The sequence below is a fragment of the Streptomyces sp. Ac-502 genome (genome assembly GCF_045222935.1).
Taxonomy (GTDB): domain Bacteria; phylum Actinomycetota; class Actinomycetes; order Streptomycetales; family Streptomycetaceae; genus Streptomyces; species Streptomyces monomycini.
On record NZ_JBHFFO010000001.1, the window covers coordinates 3,839,434 to 3,861,286 of the forward strand.

Here is a 21,853-nt window from a genome sequence, read left to right on the forward strand (position 1 = left end):
CCGCTCCCGGGGTGCAACTAGTGCCACCCCAGGTCGGACACCGGTGTTACTGACCGCGACCGCTCTCGCCGGGAGAGTGGATCACGAGCCCGAAAGCCGGGCCGACCTGGCCCGGAAGAGGCGCACCCATGGCACTCATCGCCTTCAACTCCCCTTGCACGGCCCGCCCGTTCACCCTGGCGGCGACCCGCCGCACCTGGGCGGGCCGCGTCCTGACCGGCGCCGGTCTGGCCCTGCTGCCGTGGATGGGCTACCTCGCGGGGACGCTGCCGCCCGCGGAGGCGGCGGCGTGGGTGGCGCTGGACGCGGTGGAGGCGGCGTGCCTGCTGGTCGCCGGTACCCGGCTGATGGCGGGCCGGCCGGGCCACCGGGTCGCCGCAGCGGCCGCCGCGCTCCTGCTCGCCGCCGACGCGTGCGCCGACGTGGCGACGGCCGGGCCGGGCAGCGAGCTGGCAGGCGCCATAGCCATGGCGGTCGGCGCGGAACTGCCGCTGGCGATCACCTGCGCGGCACTCGCCGCGCGATCGCCCCGGTGACCCGTCGTGACGATCTCGCGGAAAACGAACGCCGGCCGGGCTGGACGATTCCAGCCCGGCCGGCGTTTGAGGCCGTCAGTTCGGCGGCGCCTCGCGCAGGGTCAGCAACCCAGCAGACGCGCACCCAGGTACGCCTGGATCTGGTCCAGCGAGACCCGCTCCTGCTTCATCGTGTCGCGCTCGCGCACGGTGACCGCGTTGTCGTCCAGGGTGTCGAAGTCGACGGTGACGCAGAACGGCGTGCCGATCTCGTCCTGGCGGCGGTAGCGGCGGCCGATGGCGCCCGCGTCGTCGAAGTCGATGTTCCAGTTCTTGCGCAGGTCCGTCGCCAGGCCCTTGGCCTTCGGCGAGAGCTGCGGGTTACGGGACAGCGGCAGCACGGCGACCTTGACCGGCGACAGGCGCGGGTCGAGGCGCAGCACCGTGCGCTTCTCCATCTTGCCCTTGGCGTTCGGCGCCTCGTCCTCGTTGTACGCGTCGAGCATGAAGGCGAGCATCGCCCGGCCGACACCGGCCGCGGGCTCGATGACGTACGGGGTGTAGCGCTCGCCGGCCTCCTGGTCGAAGTACGACAGGTCCTGGCCGGACGCCTTGGCGTGCGAGGACAGGTCGTAGTCGGTGCGGTTGGCGACGCCCTCCAGCTCGCCCCACTCGGAGCCGCCGAACTGGAAGCGGTACTCGATGTCGGCGGTGCGCTTGGAGTAGTGCGAGAGCTTCTCGGCGGGGTGCTCGTACCAGCGGATGTTCTCCTCGCGCAGGCCGAGGTCGCGGTACCAGTTGTACCGCTGCTCCATCCAGTACTCCTGCCACTGCTCGTCCTCGCCCGGCTTGACGAAGAACTCCATCTCCATCTGCTCGAACTCGCGGGTGCGGAAGATGAAGTTGCCGGGCGTGATCTCGTTGCGGAAGGACTTGCCCATCTGCGCGATGCCGAACGGCGGCTTCTTGCGGGAGGTCTGCTGAACCTGGGCGAAGTTGGTGAAGATGCCCTGGGCGGTCTCGGGACGCAGGTAGGCGACGGAGCCGCTGTCCTGGGTCGGGCCGAGGTGGGTGGAGAGCAGGCCGGAGAACTGCTTGGGCTCGGTGAACTGGCCCTTGTTGCCGCAGTTCGGGCAGTTGACGTCGGCCAGGCCGTTCTCGGGCAGCCGGTGGTGCTTGGCCTCGTACGCCTCTTCCAGGTGGTCCGCGCGGAACCGCTTGTGGCAGGAGGTGCACTCGGTGAGCGGGTCGGTGAACGTCGCGACGTGACCGGAGGCGGACCACACCTCGGGGGCCAGGATCACCGACGAGTCGAGGCCGACCACGTCGTCGCGCGAGGTGACCATGGAGCGCCACCACTGGCGCTTGATGTTCTCCTTGAGCTCGACGCCGAGCGGACCGTAGTCCCAGGCGGCGCGCTGGCCGCCGTAGATCTCACTGCACGGGTATACAAAGCCACGGCGCTTGCTCAGGCTGACGATGGTGTCGATCTTGTCGGCGGCCACGGTGCTCTCTTCATTGCGACGACGAACGGGTGGACAAGGCGGCGCCCTGCGCCTCGACGAGGGGCGGCGGTCGGGATACGCGCGGGCGAATAACTCAGGTTACCGGCGGCCCTGCCCCCGGATCAAATCGGTTCCCCGGCGGCCCTCCCCGGAGCCCGTTGTTGACAATCGTTTCCAATTTTGTTGAAAATGAGTGTCATGAACGTACGACGTCACATACCCACCGCCGTCCTGGCCGGAGCCTCCGTACTCGGCATGCTCGCCCTCTCCGCCTGCTCCGGCTCGGGCGGGGGCAAGGCCGACGGCAAGCTGAACGTGACGGCGTCGTTCTACCCGATGGAGTTCCTCGCCAAGGAGATCGGCAAGGACCACGTCCAGGTCACCGACCTGACCAAGCCCGGCACCGAGCCCCACGACCTGGAGCTCAGCCCCCGCCAGATCGCCGACCTCGGCGAATCCGACGCGGTCGTCTACCTCAAGGGCGTCCAGCCCGCCGTCGACAAGGCCGTCCAGCAGTCCGGTGTGCGGCACACCGTCGACGCGGCGTCCCTGACCGGGCTGAAGAAGCACGGCTCGGAGGTCGACGGCCACGACCACACCACCGGCGACAACGGCACCGGCCACGACGAGCACGGGCACGAGGACCACGATCACGGGGGCGACGGCAACGACCCGCACATCTGGCTCGACCCGGTGAAGCTCGCCCAGGTCGCCAAGGGAGTCGGCAAGACCCTCGCGGACGCCGACCCGGCCCACCAGGCCGACTACGCCCGCAACACCGACGACCTGGTCAAGAAGCTCGACGACCTGAACAAGAAGTTCGAGGACGGGCTGAAGAACAAGAAGTCGGACACCTTCATCACCACCCACGCCGCCTTCGGCTACCTCGCCGAGCGCTACGGCCTGACCGAGGAAGCCATCAACGGCATCGACCCCGAGTCGGGCGACGTCAGCGGCAGCCGGATGAAGGAACTCCAGAAGCTGGCCGAGGACCACCACGTCAACACGGTCTTCTTCGAGACGCTGACCAGCCCCGCGACGGCCCGGACCCTGGCCAGGGACCTCGGCGTGAAGACCGACGTGCTCGACCCCATCGAGGGGATCACCGAGAAGTCCCGGGGCAAGGACTACGTCCAGGTCATGGAGGCCAACCTCGCGGCGCTCCAGAAGGCGCTCGGCGCCAAGTGACCGGACGCGCAAAGCGGCCGGGTATCCGGCGGGACACATACGTACGGCACGACGGGAGGACCCGGCCATGAAGGACCAGGACACGGTCATATCCCTGCGCGGGGCGGGTGCGGCGCTCGGCGCGCGCCCCGTCCTGCGCGGCGTCGACCTGACCGTACGGCGCGGCGAGGTGGTGGCCCTGCTCGGCGCCAACGGCTCCGGCAAGTCCACCGCCGTCCGCGCGGTGGTCGGCCAGGTGCCGCTGACCAGCGGCGAGCTGGAACTGTTCGGCACCCCGCAGCGCCGGTTCCGGGACTGGGCGCGCATCGGGTACGTCCCGCAGCGCACCACCGCGGCGGGCGGCGTGCCCGCCACCGTCCGCGAGATCGTCGCCTCCGGCCGGCTCTCCCGTACGAAGCTGAAGTGGCCGGGACGGGCCGATCGGGACGCCGTCCACCGGGCGCTGGACCTGGTGGGCATGGCGGACCGCGCCAAGGACTGCGTCGAGGCGCTCTCCGGCGGCCAGCACCAGCGGGTGCTGATCGCCCGCGCGCTGGTCGCCTCCCCCGAGCTGCTGATCATGGACGAGCCGATGGCCGGGGTCGACCTGGCCAGCCAGGAGGTGCTGGCCGAGACGCTGCGGGGGCAGGTCGCGGCGGGCGCCACCGTGCTCCTCGTCCTGCACGAGCTGGGCCCGCTGGAGCCGCTGATCGACCGCGCCGTGGTGCTGCGCGACGGCTGTGTGGTGCACGACGGGCCTCCCCGGAGGCCGTGGGCCAGCACGCCCTGCCCGGCCACGACCACGTCCACCCGCACGCGGACCCGGCCGCCGAGCCGGTCCGGACCGGGCTGCTGACCTGAGACGGACTGACCTGACATGGACCTTTTGAACTACGCCTTCATGCAGCGCGCGCTGCTGGCCGCCCTCCTGGTCGGCGTCACCGCGCCGGCCGTCGGCATCTACCTCGTACAGCGCCGCCAGGCGATCATGGGTGACGGCATCGGCCATGTCGCGCTGACCGGCGTCGCGCTGGGCTTCCTGCTGCGCACCTCGCCCGTGTGGATGGCCGTGCTGGTCGCCGCGCTCGGCGCGATCGCCATGGAGCTGGTGCGCTCCAAGGGCCGTACCCGCGGGGACATCGCGCTGGCGATGCTCTTCTACGGCGGTATGGCCGGCGGTGTGCTGATCGTCAACCTGGCGCCCGGCGGCTCCACCGCCAACCTCACCAGTTACCTCTTCGGCTCGATCACCAGCGTCTCCGCCGAGGACGTCACGGTCACCTGCCTGCTGGCCGCCTTCGTGATGGCCGTCACCCTCGGTCTGCGCCGGCAGCTGTTCGCCGTCTGCCAGGACGAGGAGTTCGCCCGGGTGATGGGCCTGCCCGTGCGGTGGCTGAACCTGCTGCTCGCGGTCACCGCCGCGCTCACCGTCACGGTCGCGATGCGAGCCGTCGGTCTGCTGCTGGTCAGCGCGCTGCTGGTGGTTCCCGTGGCTGCCGCGCAGCAGGCCACCCGCGGTTTCGCCATGACCCTCGCGCTGGCCGTCGCCATCGGCGTCGTCGTCACCCTCTCCGGTACGGTCTTCTCCTTCTACGTGGACGTGCCGCCCGGCGCGAGCATCGTGCTGCTGGCCATCGCGGTCTTCGCGCTGATGGCGGCCCTGGCCGCCCCGCTGGCCAGAAAGCGTGCGCGGGCCGCCGCCGCGGCCGCCGAACAGTGCACTCTGGATCTGCCCGGCGGCCGCTCCCCCGGCGACGATGTCAGCGTGCAAGGGGCCAAGGGATAGGTACGTACGCGTAAGCGTTGCACCCGGGCTCCGGTCATCACCTGGCACAATGGCCGGACTGATGTGCAGGGGGACGTCCCGAGACCTAGGGAGGCAACGGTGGCGAGCGCTGGATCTCCGGTGCGCGGCCGGTCGACGCGGCAGCGGGCCGCCGTGGCAGCGGCACTGGACGAAGTGGACGAGTTCCGCAGCGCGCAGGAACTGCACGACATGCTCAAGCACCGGGGGACTCGGTCGGGCTGACCACCGTCTACCGGACGTTGCAGTCCCTCGCCGACGCGGGCGAGGTCGACGTGCTGCGCACCAACGAGGGCGAGGCCGTCTACCGGCGGTGCAGCACCGACGACCACCACCATCACCTGGTGTGCCGCAACTGCGGCAAGGCCGTCGAGGTGGAGGGTCCGGCCGTGGAGAAGTGGGCGGACCAGATCGCCGCCGAGCACGGCTTCCAGGACGTCGGGCACACCATCGAGATCTTCGGTACGTGCGGTGAGTGCGCGGCCAAGGCGGCCGCCGGCTCCGCCTGACGCGGAGCACGCCGGCAGCGGCACGGAAAAGCGGCCGGGTCCCTGATTCAGGGGCCCGGCCGCTTCCGTACGCGGACGCTCACTGCTGCGGCGCGGACTCCGCCTCCGGGGCGGCGCCGAAACGGCGGTCCCGCTTGGCGTATTCGAGGCAGGCGTCCCACAGGTTCCGCCGGTCGAAATCCGGCCAGAGAATGTCCTGGAACACCATCTCGGCGTAGGCGCTCTGCCAGATCAGGTAGTTGGACGTGCGCTGTTCGCCCGACGGCCGGACGAACAGGTCCACGTCCGGCATGTCCGGGTAGTACAGGTACTTGGCGACGGTCTTCTCGCTGACCTTCGACGGGTCCAGTTTCCCGGCCCGCACATCGGCCGCGATGGCCGCCGCCGCGTCCGCGATCTCCGCCCGGCCGCCGTAGTTGACGCAGAAATACAGCGTCATGGCGTCGTTGTCCTTGGTCTGCTCCTGGGCGACCTGGAGCTCCTGCACCACGGACTTCCACAGCTTCGGCATCCGGCCGACCCAGCGGATACGGATGCCCAGCGCGTCCATCTCGTCCCGGCGGCGGCGGATGACGTCACGGTTGAAGTTCATCAGGAAGCGCACCTCGTCGGGCGAGCGCTTCCAGTTCTCCGTGGAAAAGGCGTACAGCGACAGGTTCTTGACGCCCATCTCGATACAGCCCTTGAGCACGTCGAGGACGACGCCCTCGCCGACCTTGTGGCCCTCGGTGCGGGGCAGGCCGCGCTCCTTGGCCCAGCGGCCGTTGCCGTCCATGACGACCGCCACGTGGTTCGGGACGAGTTCGCCGGGGATCTTCGGGGGACGCGCACCGGACGGGTGCGGCTCGGGCGTCTCGTACTCGCGTCGGCCGCGCCCCAGGAATCCGCGTCGTGCCATCCGGTCCACATCTCCTATGCCGTAGTGCGTGGTGCGGTCGGGTCCGAGCCGCCGCCGTCTCCGGGCGGGTGCTCGCCCCCGAACTGCTGAGCCTATCTATTTCTCTACGTACCGCAGCGAGCGCAGGCCGCGCTCCAGGTGCCAGTGCAGGTAGGCCGCGACGAGTCCGCTGCCCTCCCGGACGTGCCGGGGTTCGCACGCGTCCGCCGTCGCCCAGTCGCCGGACAGCAGCGCCGCCAGCAGCCCGATGGCCTCGGAGGAGGGTACGACGCTGCCGGGCACCCGGCAGTCACCGCACACCACACCGCCCGACCCCACGGAGAAGAAACGGTTCGGGCCGGGCAGGCCGCACTTGGCGCAGCCGTCGAAGCTGGGGGCGTAGCCGTTGACCGCGAGCGAGCGCAGCAGGAAGGCGTCCAGCACCAGGTGCGGTTCGTGCTCGCCGCGCGCGAGCGTGCGCAGTCCGCCTACCAGCAGCAGGTACTGCTGCACGGCCGGCTCGCCCTCGTGGTCGGTGAACCGCTCGGCGGTCTCCAGCATGGCGGTACCGGCGGTGTAGCGGGCGTAGTCCGTGACGATGCCGCCCCCGTAGGCGGCGATGGTCTCGCTCTGCGTGCACATCGGCAGGCCGCGTCCGACCAGCTCGCTGCCGCGGGCGTAGAACTGCACGTCGACGTGGGAGAACGGCTCCAGCCGGGCGCCGAACTTGGACTTCGTGCGGCGTACGCCCCGGGCCACGGCGCGTACCCGGCCGTGACCGCGCGTGAGGAAGGTGATGATCCGGTCCGCCTCGCCCAGCTTCTGGGTGCGCAGCACGACGCCGTCATCGCGGAACAGACTCATGCCGTCCATTCTCGCGCACCCGGCGGCGGCCCCGGCCCCGGCCGGACCGTACCGCCCTCAGGACGGCGTACGGGCCGCCGCCAGCAGCCGGGCGGTGTCGTCCGGGCACAGCAGCAGGGCCGCGCCCACGGTGGTCAGGACCTCGCGCTCGGACGGCAGGTACGGGCCGTCGGCCAGGGCGATCCGGGCGCCCTGGAGGAGCAGCGACTCCCGGCCCGCCGGGGCCAGGTGCGGCGCCAGCGGCTCCAGCGCCTCGTGCAGCTCTATGGCCAGCGCCGTACCGCACGGGTCGAGGCCGCCGCCGGGACGGCCGACGCTCCCGGAGGCGGCGCGGGACAGGGCGCCGTCGTGCGCGCCGGGCAGCCGGCCGGTGTCGGCGGCGAGCGCGGCGAGCAGCGTCAGCAGCTGGTCCTCCGTACAGTCCGCGAAGCCCGCCGCGCGCACCGTGCCCACCGCCGTGCCGCGCACCCCGGGCGAGGCGGTGCCGCCGGCGGCCAGCACGGCCAGCGTGACGGTGTGCACGGCGTCCCGGAGCATCGCCGAGAAGCGCGTGGTGGTGGGGTGGTCCAGGGCGTCCAGCGCGAAGTGGCCGCGGCAGGCGGAGCACTCGACGACCGGGCCCGCGGTGCCGCGCGGCAGCAGCGGCACACCGAGGACGGTCAGACGTCGGCGGCCGGTCCGCCGGAGGTAGTTGCGGTCCCCGCCGCACTCGGGGCAGAAGAACTCGCCGTCGGCGACGGTGCGCCAGGACGTCCGCACACCCATCACAGCCAGCTTGTGCATCACGTCGACCCTCCGTAACGCTCCGGCATCTTTGCCGCGTTGACGTGATGTTAGCCACATCCGTGATGCGACGTCAGTAGTGCGGACCGGACAAGACGGCCGTTTAAACCGGTTGAACGCCCGAGCGCCCCCGGCGCTCGCGGAAAGAGCCGGGGGACGCTCGGTACGTCGCAGGTCACAGCCGGTGTGCGGCCCGGGAACCGGTCCGGCCCGCGGGCCGGGGTCGCGGACCGCACACCGGCCCGGTGATCAGCGGCTCGCGCGGTTGACCGCCGAGACGGCCGCCTTGATCGAGGCGCGCACGATGTTCGCGTCGATGCCGACGCCCCACAGCACCTTGTCGCCGATCGCGCACTCGATGTACGCGGCGGCCTGGGCGCCGACGCCCTCGCTCATCGTGTGCTCGACGTAGTCCAGCAGCCGTACGTCCACGTCGATCGCGTGCAGCGCGTCGAAGAACGCCGCCAGCGGACCGTTGCCGGTGCCGGTCAGGACCGTGTCGGCGCCGTCCACGACCGCCTCGACGGTCAGCGCGTCGGTGCCCTCGGTCGTCGTGGAGGTCTGCGCGCTGCGCAGCGCGATCCGGCCCCAGGCGTTCTCCGGGGTCGGCAGGTACTCGTCCTGGAAGACCGACCAGATCGCGTCCGGCGTGACCTCGCCGCCCTCGGCGTCGGTCTTCTCCTGGATGGTCTTCGAGAACTCCATCTGCATCCGGCGCGGCAGGTCCAGCTTGTGGTCGTTCTTCAGGACGTACGCGATGCCGCCCTTGCCGGACTGCGAGTTGACGCGGATCACGGCCTCGTAGGAGCGGCCGACGTCCTTGGGGTCGATGGGCAGGTACGGGACCGCCCACTCCAGGTCGTCCACGCTCTTGCCCTGCTCGGCGGCCTGGGCCTCCATGGCCTCGAAGCCCTTCTTGATGGCGTCCTGGTGGGAGCCGGAGAAGGCGGTGTAGACCAGGTCGCCCGCGTACGGGTGGCGCGGGTGGACCTCCATCTGGTTGCAGTACTCGGCGGTCCGGCGGACCTCGTCGATCTGCGAGAAGTCGATCTGCGGGTCCACGCCCTGGCTGAACAGGTTCATGCCCAGGGTGACCAGGTCCACGTTGCCGGTGCGCTCGCCCTGCCCGAACAGGCAGCCCTCGATCCGGTCCGCACCGGCCATGATCGCCAGTTCGGCGGCGGCCACCGCGGTGCCGCGGTCGTTGTGCGGGTGCACGGACAGGCAGATGTGCTCGCGCCGGGACAGGTTGCGCGACATCCACTCGAAGCGGTCGGCGTGCGTGGAAGGGGTGGAGCGCTCGACGGTGGCCGGCAGGTTCAGGATGATCTCGCGGCCCGCCTCGGGCTGCCAGACGTCCATCACGCCCTCGCAGACCTCCAGGGCGAAGTCCAGCTCGGTGTCGGTGAAGATCTCCGGGCTGTACTGGTAGCCGAACGCCGTCTCCGGGCCCAGGATCTTCTCCGCGTACTCCACGACCAGCCGCGTGCCGTCCACCGCGATCTGCTTGACCTGCTCGCGCGAGCCGCGGAAGACCACCCGGCGGAAGACCGGCGCGGTGGCGTTGTACAGGTGGACGGTGGCCTTGTGGGCGCCGCGCAGCGACTCCACGGTCCGCTCGATCAGCTCCTCGCGGGCCTGCGTCAGGACGGAGATCGTCACGTCCTCGGGGATCGCGCCCTCTTGGATGATCGACCGTACGAAGTCGAAGTCGGTGGCGCCGGACGAGGGGAAGCCGACCTCGATCTCCTTGTAGCCCATCTTCACCAGCAGGTCGAACATCTCGCGCTTGCGGGCCGGCGACATGGGGTCGATCAGTGCCTGGTTGCCGTCGCGCAGGTCCGTGGAGAGCCAGCGGGGCGCCTGGGTGATGCGGTTGTCCGGCCAGGTGCGGTCCGCGATGTCGACGGCCTCGTAACCGCCGTAGCGGTGCACCGGCAGGCCGGAGGGCTTCTGGGTGCGGGTCGCGTTCGTGATCGGGGTGGGGCGGCCGACGGAGTTCTCAGCGTGCTGGGCGGCGATCGACGGATTCGTCATGGTGGCGCGGGGCTCCTCGTGTGTCCGCGGGGGAGAGGCCGACGGGGCGAAAATCGCAACACCGAATCCCGCGGGGAGGGGGTCGGCCTACGACAACAGACCCTCGCCGCGGCAGCTAAGGAGAAGCAGCCCGTAACGCATGATGCACAGCACCCTAGCCGAGGTGACGCGGAATCTGCGGCCCCGTATCAGTATGCGGGACCGGGCCCGCGTAACCCCCGAACGGCGATCTACCACACGTTTTCAGGAATCATGACGCCAGGGCGTGACACGCTGATGACCCAGTGCCACATTGCCGTGCATGAACCCTGAAGCCACTGAGAGCCACCCGGTCTTCTGCACGATCGTGCCGCCCCACGTTCTCGACACGCTGTCCCGGCTGGAGGACCCGGACCGCTCCGAGCGCGCCCTGCGCACCCTGGAGCACGACGCCCTGCAGCGCACCCGGCGCCGCATCACCACCGTCCGCGGCATGGCCGCGCCCACCGGCGCCCCCTCGGACAAGCCGAACCGCACCATCTACGACGCGGGGCACCAGGAGACACTGCCGGGCAAGAAGGTGCGCTCCGAGGCCGACAAACCGTCCAAGGACGCCTCCGTCAACCGCGCGCACGCGGGCCTCGGCGCCACCTTCGACCTGTATCTGAAGGTCTACGGCCGGCACTCCATCGACGACTCCGGCCTGCCGCTGAACGCCACCGTCCACTACGGCCAGAACTACGACAACGCCTTCTGGGACGGCCAGCGCATGGTCTTCGGCGACGGCGACAACGACCTGTTCCTCGACTTCACCATCCCCGTCGACGTCATCGGCCACGAACTGACCCACGGCGTCACCCAGCACACCGCCAACCTGGACTACTACGGCCAGTCCGGCGCGCTCAACGAGTCCATGTCGGACGTCTTCGGCGCCCTGATCAAGCAGTACGCGCTCGGCCAGAACGCCTCCCAGGCCGACTGGCTGATCGGCGCCGGGCTGCTCGGCCCCAACGTCACCGGCGAGGCGCTGCGCTCGATGAAGGCCCCGGGCACCGCGTACGACGACGACGTCCTGGGCAAGGACCCGCAGCCCGCGACGATGGACGACTACGTCAAGACCTCCCGTGACAACGGCGGCGTGCACATCAACTCCGGCATCCCCAACCACGCCTTCTACCTGCTCGCCACGGCCCTCGGCGGCAACGCGTGGGAGCGGGCGGGCCAGATCTGGTACAAGACGCTGACCGGCGGCGAACTCGACAAGGACGCCCAGTTCGACGACTTCGCACGCCTGACGGTGGCCACCGCGCGCACCGAGTACGGTGAGGGCGACGTCCTCCAGGCCCTGCAGAAGGCATGGTCCCAGGTGGGTGTGCCCGCCACCTGATCCGCCACCATCTGGCCCGATCCGTCCGTTTCCCCGCACCCCACTGGGTAGGAAGCCCGTCATGCGGATTCAAGTACGACGCACCGGCGGCTTCGCCGGTATCGAGCGCCACGCCGAGGTCGACACCTCCGGCCGCCCCGATGCCGCGGAATGGCACGCCCTGGCCGAGCAGGCAGCCGCCGCCGGCCGGGGTACGCCCCCGGTAGGCGTCCCCGACGGTTTCAGCTACCAGATCACCATCGACGGCCACACGGTCTACGCCTCCGACCCCCGGCTCACCACGGAACAGCGCAAGCTGATCAGCAGAGTACTGAAGGAGGGCTGCTGACCGGCCGCCCGGCCGGCAACTTCCGCCCCGTGCACGCCCCTTGACACGGGTTCCCGCCGGTAACCAGGATCCGGCCCATGGACGGATCACGTGCGCCGGGTGGGTCCTCGTCGGGTGCGTTACCCCGCTTTCCCGCGGGGTTCGTGTGGGGGTGTCGACGTCCGCCTACCAGATCGAGGGGGCGGTGGACGAGGACGGCCGCGGGCGGTCGGTGTGGGACGCCTTCGTGGAGCGGGCCGGGCGGGTCAAGGACGGCTCGGACGGCCGGGTGGCGACCGGGCACTACCACCGGTACCGCGAGGACGTCGCACTGATCAAGGAGCTGGGGGCCGGCGCGTACCGCTTCTCGGTGGCCTGGCCCCGGGTGATGCCGGACGGTGGGCCGCGGGTCAACGCGGCGGGGCTGGACTTCTACGACCGGCTGGTCGACGAGCTGTGCGCGGCGGGCGTCCGGCCGGTGCCGACGCTCTTCCACTGGGACACGCCGGAGGCCGTCGAGGCGGCGGGCGGGTGGCTGGAGCGGGACACGGCGCAGCGGTTCGCGGCGTACGCGGACGCCGTGGCGGCGCGCCTCGGTGACCGGGTGGACCGGTGGATCACGCTCAACGAGCCCGCCGAGCTGACGCTGCTGGGGTACGGGCTGGGGCAGCACGCGCCGGGCCGGGAGCTGGGGTTCGAGGCGCTGCCGGTGGCGCACCATCTGCTGCTGGGGCACGGGCTGGCCGTGCGGGCGCTACGGGCGCGGGGTGCGGGCGGCATCGGGATCGCCAATTCGCACGGGCCGACGTGGGCCGCGTCGGAGTCGGCCGCCGACCAGGAGGCGGCCGGGCTGTACGACCTGCTGCTGAACCGTCTGTTCGCGGAGCCGGTGCTGCTGGGGCGCTATCCGGAGGAGGAGCTGACGGCGCCGCTGCTGTCCGGGGCCGGTCCGGTGGACGAGGACCTGCGGGTCATCGGTGAGCCGCTGGACTGGTACGGGGTGAATTACTACCAGCCGACGAAGGTGGGGGCGCCCGCGGCGGAGGGCGCCCGAGGGGGCGACTTCGCGGGGATCGAGCTGCCGCCGGGGCTGCCGTTCGCGCCTCGGGAGATCGAGGGGTATCCGCTGACGGACTTCGGGTGGCCGGTGGTGCCCGCGGCGCTGACCGAGCTGCTGACCGGGTTCCGTGACCGGTACGGCGACCGGCTGCCGCCCGTGGTCATCACCGAGAACGGCTGCTCGTACGAGGGTGTCGAGGACCGGGAGCGGATCGCCTTCCTGGACGGGCACCTGCGGGCCCTGCACGACGCGATCACCGCCGGGGTGGACGTCCGCGGCTACTTCGTCTGGTCGCTGCTGGACAACTTCGAGTGGGCGGAGGGGTACGCCCGCAGGTTCGGGCTGGTGCACGTCGATCACGACACGCTGGTCCGGACCCCGAAGGCTTCGTACTTCTGGCTGCGGGACGCGCTCCGGGCCCAGCGGTGACCGGTGCGGGGGCCGCGGGCACGCCCGGAGTCCCCTCGGGCACGCCTGGGGCTCCCGCCGGTACGTCCGGGGCCCTTGCCGAGCCGGTCGAGCGGGTGGGCGGCGGCTGGACCGCGGCGCTGGCGCTGGCCAACGGGGCGATCTGGGCCGGCTGGTACGGACCGATCCAGATCTTGCTGGCCCTCCAGGCGGCCGAGCTGGCGCCGCCCGGCACGTCCAAGGAGACGGTGCTGGCGTGGGTGACGGGCCTGGGCGCGGCGGTGTCGCTCGTCGCCAATCCGGTCTTCGGCGCGCTGTCGGACCGTACGGCCTCGCGGTTCGGGCGCCGCACACCGTGGATCGCGGCCGGTGTGCTCGGGGGTGCGGGGGCGCTGTGCCTGTTGGCCGCCGCCAGGAGCGTCGGCGCCATGGCGGCCGGGTGGTGTCTGGTGCAACTGGCGCTCAACGCCGCGTTCGCGGCGGTCACCGCGGCCGTACCGGACCGGGTGCCGCACCTCCAGCGCGGTGCGGTGGGCGGCTGGCTGGGCGCGGCGCAGATCCTGGGGGTGGTGGCCGGTACGGGCCTGGCCACCGCCGCGGGCGGCGTCGCGGCGGGGTACGCGGCCTGCGCCGCCTTCACCGTGCTGGCCACACTGCCGTACGTACTGCGCTACCGGGACCTGCGGATCGGGCCCGGCGACCGGACGCCGTTCGCGTGGCGGCCGTTCCTCGCCGGGTTCTGGATCAGTCCGCGCCGCCACCCCGACCTGGCGTGGGCGTGGCTGACCCGCTTCCTGGTCAACCTCGGCAACGCGATCGCGCTGCTGTACCTGCTCTACTACCTGCGCGACGCGCTGCACCGGCCCCGCCCCGGGGACGGCGTGCTCATCCTGACCGCCGTCAACGGGGTGATGCTGCTCGCCACCGTCGTCGTCGGCGGGATGTGGTCGGACCGTTCGGGCCGCCGCAAGCCGTTCGTGCTCTGGTCCGGCGTGATCATGGCGGTGGCCGCCGCCCTGCTCGCCGGGTGGCAGACCTGGACCGGCGCGCTGGTCGCCGCCGCGCTGCTGGGCGTCGGCTTCGGCGTCTTCACGTCGGTGGACTTCGCCCTGATGACGGACGTGCTGCCGGCCGCCGCCCACCGGGGCCGGGACCTCGGCGTCGTCAACATCGCGAACTCGCTGCCGCAGGTGGCCGCCCCCGCACTGGCCGCGCCCATCGTGACGTACCTGGGCGGCTACCGGGTGCTGTACCTGGTCGCGGCGGGCATCGGGCTGGCGGGGGCGCTGCTGGTGCGGCGGATCCGCGGGGTGGAGTGAGCGGCGGCGGTTTCCGGGGGCCGGGCCTCAGAAGCCCAGCTTGCGGAGCTGCTTCGGGTCGCGCTGCCAGTCCTTGGCGACCTTCACGTGCAGATCGAGGAAGACCGGCGTGCCGAGCAGCGCCTCGATGTGCTTGCGGGACTTCACCCCGACGTCCTTCAGGCGCTTGCCCTTCGGGCCGATGATGATGCCCTTCTGGCTGGGCCGCTCGATGTAGACGTTGGCGTGGATGTCCAGCAGCGGCTTGTCCGCCGGGCGGTCCTCGCGCGGCAGCATCTCCTCGACGACGACCGCGATGGAGTGCGGCAGCTCGTCCCGTACGCCTTCGAGCGCGGCCTCACGGATCAGCTCGGCGACCATGACCTGCTCGGGCTCGTCGGTGAGGTCGCCCTCGGGGTAGAGCGGGGGCTCTCGGGGAGCATCGGGACGAGCAGGTCGGCGACGAGCTGCACCTGCTCGTCACCGACGGCCGAGACCGGGATGATCTCCGCCCACTCGATGCCCAGCTCCCGGCCCAGCTGGTCGACCGCGAGCAGCTGCTCGGCGAGCTGCTTGGAGTCCACCAGGTCGGTCTTGGTGACGATGGCGATCTTCGGGGTCTTCTTGATCCCCGCCAGCTCGGCCGCGATGAAGCGGTCGCCGGGGCCCAGCTTCTGGTCGGCGGGCAGGCAGAAGCCGATCACGTCGACCTCGGCCCAGGTGGTCCGCACGACGTCGTTGAGCCGCTCGCCGAGCAGGGTGCGCGGCTTGTGCAGGCCCGGGGTGTCGACCAGGACGAGCTGGGCGTCCGGGCGGTGCACGATGCCGCGCACGGTGTGCCGGGTGGTCTGCGGACGGTTGGAGGTGATCGCCACCTTCGTGCCGACCAGAGCGTTCGTGAGGGTGGACTTGCCCGCGTTCGGGCGGCCGACGAAGCACGCGAAGCCGGCGCGGTGCTGGGCGGAGGACTCTGTACGAACGCTCATGGCGCCCATTGTCCCCGATCGGCGGGCGGGCGCGGACCACCAGGTCCGGGCGGTGGCCGTACGGGCGGACGGCCCGGCCCCGTACGGCGGGACTCAGGGCGCGGCGCCGACCCGCTCCGCCCGCGTCCGTCCCGGCGTACGGCGCGCGTCGAGGCGGTCCCACAGGGTCAGCATCGGGGACGCCATCACCGTCGTCACCAGCGCGACCACGACCAGCACCGCGAACATCGACGGGGTGACGATGCCGGCCGCCAGACCGATGTTGATCGCGATGAGCTGCATCAGGCCCCGCGCGTTCATCAGCGTGCCGATGCGCAGCGCCACCCCGGCCCCCTCGCCGGCCAGCCGCGCGGCCAGCCAGCAGGCGCCCAGCTTGCCGAGGACGGCCAGGGCGACACAGCCCGCGGTGAACAGCAGCAGTCCGGGCGAGGCCAGCAGCGCGAAGTCGGTGTTCAGTCCGGAGTAGGTGAAGAACAGGGGCAGGAAGACGATCCGGCTGATCGGCGCGATCGTCTCGACGGCCCGGTCCACCGCTGCGGAGCGCGGGAAGACCACGCCCAGGCTGAACGCGCCGAAGACGGCGTACAGGCCGATGCGGTCGGTGTACCAGGCGGCGATGAACAGGACCACGATGGTGATCAGCAGCAGCTCGTCGGGGCTGCGGCGGTTCACCAGGCCCGTGAGCCGGGTCCCGGAGCGGGCGAGCAGGACCAGTACGACCACCAGGCCGGCACTGCCCACGAGGGCGACGACCAGCGGCCCGGTGCCGGCGCCGGTCATGCTCAGCACCCCGGCGAGCAGCACCCACGCCAGCGCGTCGTCCACCGCCCCGGACGCCAGGGACAGCGAGCCGAAGCGGGTGCCGGTCAGACCCCGCTCGGTGATGATGCGGGCCAGCATGGGGAACGCGGTGATGGCCAGGGTCACGCCGACGAAGAGGGCGGATACGGTGACGGACACGTCGTCCGGGAAGACGTCGACCCGGCCGTGCACGGCGTAGGTCAGCCCCACGCCCAGCGCGAGCGGTACGAAGATCCCGGCGCCCGAGATCATCGCGGCCGGCCCGGCCACCGCCCGGATACCGGCCGACCGGAACTCGTAGCCGGTCTGGAACATGAAGACGACCAGGCCGATCTGCCCGGCGACGTACAGCGCGGGCCGCAGCTCCGGCGGGAACAGGGCCGTCTCCAGACCGGGCGCCAGCAGGCCCAGCACGGACGGTCCGAGCACCACGCCGGCGACCATCTCCCCCACCACGGGCGGCTGGCCCAGCGCTCGCAGGGCGCGCCCCACGAGCCGGCAGACGAGCAGGATGACGACGACGGCCAGGAAGAAGGCCGGCCCTAACTCCGTGACGGTCATGGCGGAGGGCCCTTCGGATCGTGGGGCTGGTGTGGGGGTGAGGCGTACGGGCCAGGGGCGCGGACCGGGCGTGCGGACCGAGAGGGGGATCAGGCGTCCGGACCGGGTGCGCGGACCGGGCGTGCGGCTCAGGCGTACGGCTCAGGCGTACGGGTACGGGCAGCGCGCCGGTCCGCCGGTGCCGGCCGGCAGCGAGGCGCCCTGGCTGTCGTGGGCGGCGAAGTACCGCTCGGCCGGGCGCAGCCGGCGGGCGTCCAGCACCATCCACGTACCGAGGACGAGCTGGACGCAGCTGCGCCACACGTCCTCCCACCGGTCGCGCACCCGCAGGAAGGCGCGGGCGGCGAACAGCCGGTGCGGCGGCAGCGGGCGGCCGCGCCGGACCAGCAGGCAGGGGGCGCGGTGCGGGATGGAGCGGGTGTGCGCGACGTCGGAGTGGAGGGTGAAGCGGCTCAGCACCTCGCGGGTCGCGGCGCGCATGACCAGCGGGGCCAGCCGCCAGGCGGGGCAGGGCCGGTTGGCGGCGACGCCGAACGGGATGTGGTGCTGGTCCTTGGCGACGAGGTGGTCCCAGCGGCCGGGATCGAAGACGTCGGGGTCGGTGTAGCCGGTGGCGTGGTAGTCGGGGTAGTTGAAGCACAGGACGGAGCCGGCGGGAAGGACGGCGTCCGGGCCGAGCGGGATGTCGTCCGTGCTGATGCGGTGGGCGACGCCGAAGAGCGGGTAGAGGCGCAGCGTCTCGTCGAGGACGTTGGCGAAGTAGCGGTCGTCGTCCGGCGCGGCGGCCAGCTTCCGCTGTACGTCCGGGTGTTGGGCCAGGACGAGCAGCAGGTGGGCCATGGCCTCGGACAGCTGCACGACGGCCGTGTTGAAGAAGGTGCCCTGGAGGTAGTGGGCCTGCTCGTCGGGTGTGAGGGAGTCCGGCAGGTGGCGCGGCGGCACGTGCCCGGCGGCGATGCGCTGCCGCAGGTGGCGGGTGAGGCGGGCGCGGCGGGCCAGGTGGCGTGGCCGGGTGCACTTCAGGGAGTTCACCACGTCCTCGGCGTTGTCGACGATCAGGCGCCGGACGCCGGCCGGGCACGGTTCGCGGAAGACCAGGCCGTAGAAGAATTCCGCCCAGACCGGCATCATCAGGTCGCGCAGCCGTACGAATGTGGCGCGGCCGACGCCCCGTTCGTCGAGCACGGCGGCGGTACGGCGGGCCGCCGCCGCGGACAGGTCCTGGCTGGGACCGGCGAGCACGGCGAGGGTGGTGCGGGCGACGTCGTCGTAGCGCGGGCCGTCCTCCAGGTGTTCCTGGTGCACTTCGGGGCCGGGCGCGAGCCAGTACCAGAAGAGGTCCGAGAGGGCGGCGCCGCGGCTGCGGCCGTTGGCGGCCGGGTGGGAGTAGATCTCCTGGAAGCGTTCGGCGGGGACGGCGGCGTTCGGGAAGGCGATGCCCTCGTCGCCGTTGATCCGGGCGAAGAGCGCGACGCGGGCGGCGACGACGGAGCGCGGCAGCCAGTACGGGACGGAGAGGGCGGCGGCCGTGGCGGCGAGCAGCCGGAGGGCGCGGGGGCGGGCGGAGAGCCGGAGGCGGTTCATCGGGCCTCCCCGCCCCGGACGCTCCCCCGCGCGACGACGAGGTCCGGACCGAGGTCGGCCGGGCTGCCGCCGCCGCACAGCGCCAGCACGTGGTCGAACTCCGCGCGCAGCAGCTCCAGTACGTGCCGGACGCCTTTCTCGCCGCCCGCGGCCAGGCCCCACAGCACCGGACGGCCGACGCCGACGGCCGACGCGCCCAGCGCGAGGGCCACGGCGGCGTCGGAGCCCCGGCGGACGCCGCCGTCCAGCAGGACCGGCACCCGGCCCGCGACCGCCTCGGCCACGGCGGGCAGCGCCTCGACGCTCGCCGGTGCGGCGTCGAGCTGCCGGCCGCCGTGGTTGGAGACCAGCAGCCCGTCCACGCCCTCGGCGACGGCGATCCGCGCGTCCCCGGGGTGCAGGACGCCCTTGAGCAGCACCGGCAGCCGGGTCTGCGCCCGCAGCCTGCGCAGGTCGTCCCAGGAGAGCCCGGGGGACATGGCGATGTCGCGGGGGCGGTCGTCGAGGGCGCCGGGCAGGCCGCGCATGTTCTCGGCGGCCAGGTCGTCGGGCAGGTCGTCGAAGCCGTGCCGGGCGTCCCGCTCGCGGCGGCCGAAGACGGGCGAGTCGACCGTGACGACCAGCGCCGTGCAGCCGGCCCGCTCCGCCCTGCGCACCAGGGCGAGGGTGACCTCCGGTTCGGGCTGGAGGTAGAGCTGGAACCAGACGGCCGCGTCGGCCTGTACGGCGCGGGCGGCGGCGGTGACCTCGGCCACCGGCACGGTCGCGGCCATGCCGGTGACCAGGACCGTGCCGGCTGCCGCCGTCGCGCGGGCGGTGGCCAGCTCGCCCTCGGGGTGCGCGAGGCGGTGGAAGGCGGTGGGCGAGACCAGGACGGGCATCGCCAGGCGGTCGCCGCACAGCGTCACGGACAGGTCGCGGGTGGCCGCCCCGCGCAGGACGCGCGGCAGCAGGGCGAGCCTGCGGAACGCCGCTTCGTTCTCGTGGAGCGCCGTCTCGCCCCCGGCGCCCCCGGCGAAGAAGTCGTACACCCGCGGGTCCAGCCGTTCCCGGGCCCGCTCGCGCAGGTCGGCGAGGGTGGGGATCACGGCCGGGCCGCCGGTTCGGGGCCGGTGAGCCGGGGGCGCAGGAAGGACCGCAGGGGTGCGCGGTGGACCTCCTCGCTGTCCCACTCGTTCTCCAGGTTCTCGGTGAGGTGGTGCTCGGCGGTCGCCTTGCCGGGCGCGGCGCCGTCGAAGACGCGGACCACCGGGTGCAGATAGCGGCCGTCCAGGCCGGTGGTGTCCTGCTGGGAGACCCGGCCTGCGGAGATGTCGAACGGGTTCACCTTGTCGTGGCCCTCGCCGTATTCGAGGGTGACGGTGCAGTAGGAGCCGACCTCGCCGAAGCCGCCGTCGGCGACGGCGGTGTGCAGGTGGTCGACCGGCACTTCCTCGCAGTAGCGGACCGTGCCTTCCCGGTCGACGAGCACCGCGTCGCCGAGGAAGCCGAACACCTGGAAGAGCGCCGAGCTGCGGTTGACGCGGGCGATCACGGCGTCGGTGACCGCCTCGGCGGTGGCGGGCAGGGCGCGGGCGGGCCAGGGGCGGCCGTGGTGGCGGGCTTCGAGGATGCGGTGCAGGGCCCGTACGCCGTACCGGAATCCGTGGATGAAACCGCTGGTGGATTTCTTGAAATCGCGTACCTGGGTGATGGTGCCGGCGAAGTACAGTCCGGGGACGTTCGGCGATTCCCAGGCGTCGGTCTGGGCCGGGAAACGGTCGTTGACGGTGAGTTCGGGGCGGCACTCCGAGGCGAATACCGACGGGTCGAAGCGGAATCCGGTGGCGAGGATGACCCGGTCGTAAGCGATGTCCTTGACGACCTCCGCGACCCGGGAAAAGGAAACGGAGACCACGTATGAGCCGTCCGGCTGCTGCCGGATACGCTCGATGCTTCCGTCCAGCACCGCGTTCTGCAATTTCAGCTGATAGGTGTCGAGGAAGTTGTTGTTGACGGCCCGCAGGTGTCCGACGAAATGGGTCTGCCAGGCGAGCTTCAGCGAGCCGGGTCCGGCGACGTGGATGACGGCGGCGGTCTCGATGAGGTTGTCGGCGGTCTCGAACGCGGAGTTGGCACGGCCGATGATCAGCACCCGCTGCCCGGTGAAGCCGGCCGGGTCGACGGAGACCTCGTCATAGCGCTCGGCCGTCTCGACGCCCTCGATGGCGGGGATGTACGGACGGGTGACACCGGTCGCCATGATCAGCCGCCGTGCGCGGTAGGTGGTGCCGTCGGCGGCGCGGGCGAGGAAGTCGCCGGGCCCGTCCGGCCCGCCGTACGGCCGGGATATCCCGGTGATACGGGTGTGGTGGCGGATGCGCAGGCGGTGGGTGGCGGCGAAGTCGGCGAGGTAGCCGACCAGCTCGTCGGCATCCGGGAAATAGCGCGGGGTACGGGCGGTGAACAGCGGGGTGTGCTCGTCGGAGAGCAGCGAGTTCCAGTCGGTGCGCATGTTCAGCTCGGGGTCGTCCCAGCCGGTGTGCACCTTGTTGATCGAGATGAGGGTGCGGTGGCGGGGGAAACGGGTGAAGAATTCACCGGGAGCCGCGCCCGACTCCACGATGAGATGACTGCGCCCGGTCTGTTGCAGGAAATATCCGGCTTGTAATCCCGCGGGACCGGCGCCGACCACCAGATAGTCCATCGCTTCGTCGTGGCTCACGCAATTCTCCTGTCACCTGCGGGGGTATGGAGATGGAGCGGAATCCGACAGTACTTGAGCATTAAAGAACGACACCAGGGCGCAAATAAGTGATCTGCGTCACACTCAATCCAAGGTTTACGAGTACGCTGCACAAGCCAGTGTCACAAGGTCCGGGACTTTTACCCGGAACACCCTTCTGTCGCGTCCCGGCGGGTCGCCGCATTACTCTCCCGCACTCCCGGCCCCGCTCGCCCCGCCGGTCCCGTGACGCATTTCAGCCGTTCACACCGACCGGAACGGACACGAAATGAGCCAGCCGACCGCACGTCCTTTCCCGCAGGCCCTCGCCGACGCCTTCCACCGGCAACAGGACGCCCCGGCGTTCGAACACCGGGGGCGGGCCGTCCCACGCCGTGAGGTCCTGGACCTGACCGGCCGCTGTGTGCGCGGACTGCGCGCGGCGGGCGTCGGGCCGGGGTCGTCCGTCGCGGTGGCCGCCGGCGTCACCCCCGAGGCGTTCGCCCTGCACCTCGCGGTGCATCTGCTGGGCGCCCGGCTGACCGGCCTCCGTCCCGGCCTGCCGCCGGGCCATCTCGCCCGCGTCCTGGCCGACGGCATCGACGTCCTCGTACACGACGAGCCGTCGGCCTCCCCGAACTCCTCGCGGCGGGCGCCCCCGACACCACCCGGCTCGGCCTGGAGAAAGACCTGCTGAACACGCCGGAACCGGCCTCC

Annotated in this window: 16 protein-coding genes and 4 pseudogenes; 10 read left to right on the top strand and 10 right to left on the bottom strand. The window is 71.7% G+C overall.

From position 1 onward, the window contains the following. Positions 1–128: 128 nt before the first annotated feature. A complete protein-coding gene (locus tag ACEXOX_RS17405) occupies positions 129–536 on the top strand; it encodes a hypothetical protein (protein ID WP_406521700.1) in 408 nt (135 codons plus the stop codon). 101 nt (positions 537–637) lie between these two features. Here the strand turns inward: ACEXOX_RS17405 and ACEXOX_RS17410 are convergent, their stop codons facing one another. After that, the gene (locus tag ACEXOX_RS17410; protein ID WP_406521701.1) at positions 638–2,020 is read right to left on the bottom strand and encodes a glycine--tRNA ligase; all 1,383 of its coding nucleotides are present in this window, start codon (positions 2,018–2,020) and stop codon (positions 638–640) included. A 198-nt stretch (positions 2,021–2,218) separates the two neighbouring features. Between ACEXOX_RS17410 and ACEXOX_RS17415 the strand changes: the two genes are divergently transcribed. From ACEXOX_RS17415 to ACEXOX_RS17430, 4 genes and pseudogenes are all read left to right on the top strand, one after another. Next, positions 2,219–3,208, top strand: a complete 990-nt coding sequence (locus tag ACEXOX_RS17415; protein ID WP_406521703.1) for a metal ABC transporter substrate-binding protein — start codon at positions 2,219–2,221, stop codon at positions 3,206–3,208. A gap of 67 nt (positions 3,209–3,275) precedes the next feature. Further along, positions 3,276–4,048 (top strand): annotated as a pseudogene (locus ACEXOX_RS17420) (metal ABC transporter ATP-binding protein). 16 nt (positions 4,049–4,064) lie between these two features. Next, positions 4,065–4,973, top strand: coding sequence for a metal ABC transporter permease (locus ACEXOX_RS17425; protein ID WP_406521704.1), 909 nt, complete (start codon positions 4,065–4,067; stop codon positions 4,971–4,973). A 99-nt stretch (positions 4,974–5,072) separates the two neighbouring features. Next, positions 5,073–5,500, top strand: a pseudogene (locus ACEXOX_RS17430) (Fur family transcriptional regulator). 79 nt (positions 5,501–5,579) lie between these two features. On the opposite strand, the gene ACEXOX_RS17435 reads toward ACEXOX_RS17430, so the two are convergent. The 4 genes from ACEXOX_RS17435 to leuA all read right to left on the bottom strand — a co-directional run bounded on the left by ACEXOX_RS17435 (position 5,580) and on the right by leuA (position 10,061). Beyond that, entirely contained in the window at positions 5,580–6,398 is an 819-nt protein-coding gene (locus ACEXOX_RS17435) for an isoprenyl transferase (protein WP_030021955.1), read from the bottom strand. Between the two features lie 96 nt (positions 6,399–6,494). After that, entirely contained in the window at positions 6,495–7,241 is a 747-nt protein-coding gene (gene recO / locus ACEXOX_RS17440; protein WP_030021956.1) for a DNA repair protein RecO, read from the bottom strand. Positions 7,242–7,298: 57 nt separating this feature from the next. Next, a complete protein-coding gene (locus ACEXOX_RS17445; protein WP_030021957.1) occupies positions 7,299–8,024 on the bottom strand; it encodes a TerB family tellurite resistance protein in 726 nt (241 codons plus the stop codon). 249 nt (positions 8,025–8,273) lie between these two features. Further along, positions 8,274–10,061 carry a 2-isopropylmalate synthase gene (leuA, locus tag ACEXOX_RS17450; protein WP_406521706.1) on the bottom strand — a complete coding sequence of 596 codons (1,788 nt, stop codon included), beginning with the start codon at positions 10,059–10,061 and terminating at the stop codon, positions 8,274–8,276. A 301-nt stretch (positions 10,062–10,362) separates the two neighbouring features. Here leuA and ACEXOX_RS17455 point away from each other — a divergent pair, with 301 nt between their 5' ends. From ACEXOX_RS17455 to ACEXOX_RS17470, 4 genes and pseudogenes are all read left to right on the top strand, one after another. After that, the gene (locus ACEXOX_RS17455) at positions 10,363–11,427 is read left to right on the top strand and encodes a M4 family metallopeptidase (RefSeq protein ID WP_406521708.1); all 1,065 of its coding nucleotides are present in this window, start codon (positions 10,363–10,365) and stop codon (positions 11,425–11,427) included. Positions 11,428–11,488: 61 nt separating this feature from the next. Next, a complete protein-coding gene (locus tag ACEXOX_RS17460; protein ID WP_030021960.1) occupies positions 11,489–11,755 on the top strand; it encodes a protealysin inhibitor emfourin in 267 nt (88 codons plus the stop codon). 77 nt (positions 11,756–11,832) lie between these two features. Then, positions 11,833–13,223 (top strand): annotated as a pseudogene (locus ACEXOX_RS17465) (GH1 family beta-glucosidase). Continuing rightward, positions 13,220–14,521, top strand: coding sequence for an MFS transporter (locus ACEXOX_RS17470; RefSeq protein ID WP_406521709.1), 1,302 nt, complete (start codon positions 13,220–13,222; stop codon positions 14,519–14,521). The pseudogene ACEXOX_RS17465 and the gene ACEXOX_RS17470 overlap by 4 nt, the downstream one beginning before the upstream one ends. Positions 14,522–14,548: 27 nt before the next feature. On the opposite strand, the pseudogene era reads toward ACEXOX_RS17470, so the two are convergent. The 5 genes and pseudogenes from era to ACEXOX_RS17495 form a co-directional block, all read right to left on the bottom strand. Next, positions 14,549–15,495, bottom strand: a pseudogene (gene era / locus ACEXOX_RS17475) (GTPase Era). 84 nt (positions 15,496–15,579) lie between these two features. Next, a complete protein-coding gene (locus tag ACEXOX_RS17480; RefSeq protein WP_406521711.1) occupies positions 15,580–16,848 on the bottom strand; it encodes a cation:proton antiporter in 1,269 nt (422 codons plus the stop codon). A 141-nt stretch (positions 16,849–16,989) separates the two neighbouring features. Next, positions 16,990–18,432, bottom strand: a complete 1,443-nt coding sequence (locus ACEXOX_RS17485; protein WP_406521712.1) for a cytochrome P450 — start codon at positions 18,430–18,432, stop codon at positions 16,990–16,992. Then, a complete protein-coding gene (locus ACEXOX_RS17490; RefSeq protein ID WP_406521714.1) occupies positions 18,429–19,520 on the bottom strand; it encodes an alpha-hydroxy acid oxidase in 1,092 nt (363 codons plus the stop codon). Before ACEXOX_RS17490 ends, ACEXOX_RS17485 begins: the two co-directional genes overlap by 4 nt. Further along, a complete protein-coding gene (locus ACEXOX_RS17495) occupies positions 19,517–21,118 on the bottom strand; it encodes an NAD(P)-binding domain-containing protein (RefSeq protein ID WP_406526379.1) in 1,602 nt (533 codons plus the stop codon). The genes ACEXOX_RS17490 and ACEXOX_RS17495 overlap by 4 nt, the downstream gene beginning before the upstream one ends. A 307-nt stretch (positions 21,119–21,425) precedes the next feature. Here ACEXOX_RS17495 and ACEXOX_RS17500 point away from each other — a divergent pair, with 307 nt between their 5' ends. After that, positions 21,426–21,833, top strand: a complete 408-nt coding sequence (locus tag ACEXOX_RS17500) for an AMP-binding protein (RefSeq protein ID WP_406521716.1) — start codon at positions 21,426–21,428, stop codon at positions 21,831–21,833. The last annotated feature ends 20 nt before the right edge of the window (positions 21,834–21,853 follow it).